This is a genomic window from Streptomyces sp. SID1328 (assembly GCF_009865595.1).
Taxonomy (GTDB): Bacteria; Actinomycetota; Actinomycetes; order Streptomycetales; family Streptomycetaceae; genus Streptomyces; species Streptomyces griseoluteus.
The window spans coordinates 1-2,495 of record NZ_WWKH01000648.1 but is presented as its reverse complement, the minus strand read 5'-3'; the positions used below and the strand labels follow the sequence as shown (position 1 = coordinate 2,495).

The window sequence follows — 2,495 nt, the reverse complement described above, 5'->3', positions numbered from 1 at the left end:
CGGGGCTGCTGTCCGGCGCCTCGGGCCCCGGCCGCGACGCGGAGGGCGCGCTGGACCTGGACCTGCTGATCGTGCTGGACGCGCCCCAGCTGGACGTGGAGGCCGCCGCGATGCTGGCCGAGTCGCTGCCCGACGGCGCACGCCTCGTGCTCAGCGGCGACCCGGCGGTGCTGTGGTCGGCCGGTCCGGGCCGGGTCTTCGCGGACCTGCTCGCCGTCCCCGCCTGCCCGCAGGTCGCCTCCCGCGTCCCCGACCCCGGCCCGCTCGGCGAACTGGTCTCGGGCATCGGGGTGGGCGAGCTGGTCCAGGTCGAGGCGCCCGGCAAGGAGATCGTGATCGTCCCGGTCCGGGACGCGGGCGAGGCGGTGCACCGCACCGTGCAGTTGGTCGCGGACTCCGTGCCGCGCGCGTTCGGGGTCCCGCCCGAGGAGACCGTGGTGATCACGCCGGGCCACGGCGGCGCCGCCGGCACCCGCGCGCTCAACACGGTTCTGAAGGAGCGGCTGAACCCCGGCCCCGGCCGCTTCGGCGGCTTCGACCCCGGCGACCGGATCGTCCACTCCCCCGCGCCGGGCCGTACGGTGCCGGGCCGCGTGGTCCGCGCGGACGCGGAGGGGCTGCACCTGGAGTGCGCGGGCGCGCCCGTGGTCGTCCCCAGGGAGCTGGTGGAGAGCCGGGTCAGGCACGGCTGGGCGCTGACCGCGCACCAGGCGGTGGGCGGCCGCTGGCCCGCCGCCGTGGTGGTGCTCCCCGGTGACGCGGCGGACGTGCTGACCAGGCCGTGGGTGTACACCGCGTTCGGCCGGGCGGACCGGCACCTGTCCGTGGTCCACGGCGTGGAGCAGGCGCTGCCGAGGGCGGTCGCGGAGAGCGTGGCCAAGCCGCGTACGACCCGGCTGCGGACGCTGCTGCGGGTGCAGCTCCCTTCGGCGGGCTGAGCCCGGACACGGCGGTGCCCGTACCGGATCACTCCGGTACGGGCACCGCCGTGCGTTCACCGGTCGCGGTCGAGCGGCTCCAGATCGTCGTCGGCCAGCTCGTCCAGGAGCGAGCCCGGCACGCCGGCGTCGTCGGCGTCGTCGTCGGCGTCGTCGGTGTCGTCGGTGTCGTCCCGGTCGAAGACCGCGCTGACGTCGAAGCGGCAGATCACATGCTGCGGGTCGGCCTCCTCGAACGGGGCCTCCAGCCATTCGCCGGGCTCGGCCGCCTCCTCCGCCGCGGTGACCCAGAGGGTGGAGTCACCCTCGGCGAGACCGAACTCACGGTGCCGGGACGCGATCTCGTCCGGCTCGAACTCGCCGAACAGGATGCCCAGCGCGCCGGGGATCGTGTTCGCGGTGTCGTCCTCGGTGAGGGCGTCCTCGAACTCGGCGGCCTCCACCCGCTGGGCCTGGGCCAGCAGCCGCGGGGGCTCGGCCACCGTGTAGTCGCGGCGGATCAGGACGCTGACGGCGTGGGGCTCCTCCGGGCCCGTGTACGGCGGCAGCGAGTCGTCGGCTCCGGGGATCTCGAAGGGGGTGACCTCGTCGTAGCGGTCGTAGAGCAGCTCGTCGTACACCTCGCCGGCCGCCGCAAGCTGATTGAACGCCTCGTGGACGGCCGGGTCGTCGTCACCCGTCCTGCGTTCGACGGCCGCCAGGTGGCGGTCGAGCGCGGTCTTGACCGCCTCCGCGGCGGCGCGTACCTCGGCAGCGGTGGGCTGCGCAGCATCAGACATAGTGCAGACGCTATCCGTACCGGGCACCAGCCCGCACAATAGATGCGATGCCGGAATACGAATTTGCCGACGTGTACGTCCCCCGCGGGGTGTCCCGCAAGGAGGCGACGCGTCTACTCACGGACCATGCCGAGTACGGACACTGGGAGTTGGACCGACTGAGCCTCATGCGCGACGGCAGCCGCAGGGTGCGGTTGCGCCGGCGGATCATCCGCCAGGTGCGGGCCACGTGGTGAGCGGGAGCACATGACCGGAAGCGGGCCCCGCCGTCCTGCGGCAGGGGCCCGCTCCGTCTTACGGGTGGCCCGTTCGTACGGGTGGCCGTCGGGTCAGGCCGCGTTGCGCGCCTTGCGGTACAGGACCGCGCCCGCGAGGATCGCGCCCGCGCCGGCCGACAGCGCGAGGCCGAGGGGCAGGTCGTCACCGGTGTGCGCGAGCTGCCCGCCCGAGGCGTGGCCGTAGCCGGCCTGCGAGGCCCCCCGCGGGGTGTGGCCACCGCCGGTGGACGGGGTGGCGGGCGTGCTGGGGGTGCTCGGCCGGTCCGGAGTGCCGGGGTTGCTCGGCTGACCGGGGCTGCCCGGAGTTCCGGGGTTCCCAGGGTGGCCGGGTGTACCGGGGTTCCCAGGAGTGCCGGGGTTGCCGGGCGTACCGGGATTGCCCGGCGTACCGGGGTTCCCAGGGTGGCCGGGGTGGTGCCCATGGTGTCCGGGCGGGCAGTCCCCGTGGTGACCAGGGTGCCCGGGCCCGCCGGGGTGACCCGGATGCCCCGGCGTCCCCG

At 75.1% G+C, this 2,495-nt stretch carries 3 protein-coding genes and 1 pseudogene; 2 read left to right on the top strand and 2 right to left on the bottom strand.

Translation table 11 applies throughout. The annotated features are described in order from the left end of the window. Positions 1-938: ATP-dependent RecD-like DNA helicase (locus GT030_RS20990; RefSeq protein WP_161202424.1), on the top strand; the 938-nt coding region annotated here is incomplete at its 5' end. A gap of 56 nt (positions 939-994) precedes the next feature. Here the strand turns inward: GT030_RS20990 and GT030_RS20985 are convergent. Continuing rightward, positions 995-1,717 (bottom strand): hypothetical protein, encoded by a 723-nt coding sequence (locus GT030_RS20985; RefSeq protein WP_161202423.1) that lies wholly within the window; start codon positions 1,715-1,717, stop codon positions 995-997. A 47-nt stretch (positions 1,718-1,764) separates the two neighbouring features. On the opposite strand from GT030_RS20985, the gene GT030_RS20980 reads away from it, so the two are divergent. Further along, entirely contained in the window at positions 1,765-1,953 is a 189-nt protein-coding gene (locus GT030_RS20980; RefSeq protein WP_161202422.1) for a DUF5703 family protein, read from the top strand. 93 nt (positions 1,954-2,046) lie between these two features. Here GT030_RS20980 and GT030_RS35770 read toward each other — a convergent pair. Next, positions 2,047-2,495 (bottom strand): annotated as a pseudogene (locus tag GT030_RS35770) (hypothetical protein); the annotation flags it as partial.

Coding starts and splice junctions, on each gene's coding strand:
- GT030_RS20985 (WP_161202423.1), bottom strand. CDS start 1,717: ATGTCTGATGCTGCGCAGCCCACCGCTGCCGAGGTACGCGCCGCCGCG.
- GT030_RS20980 (WP_161202422.1), top strand. CDS start 1,765: ATGCCGGAATACGAATTTGCCGACGTGTACGTCCCCCGCGGGGTGTCC.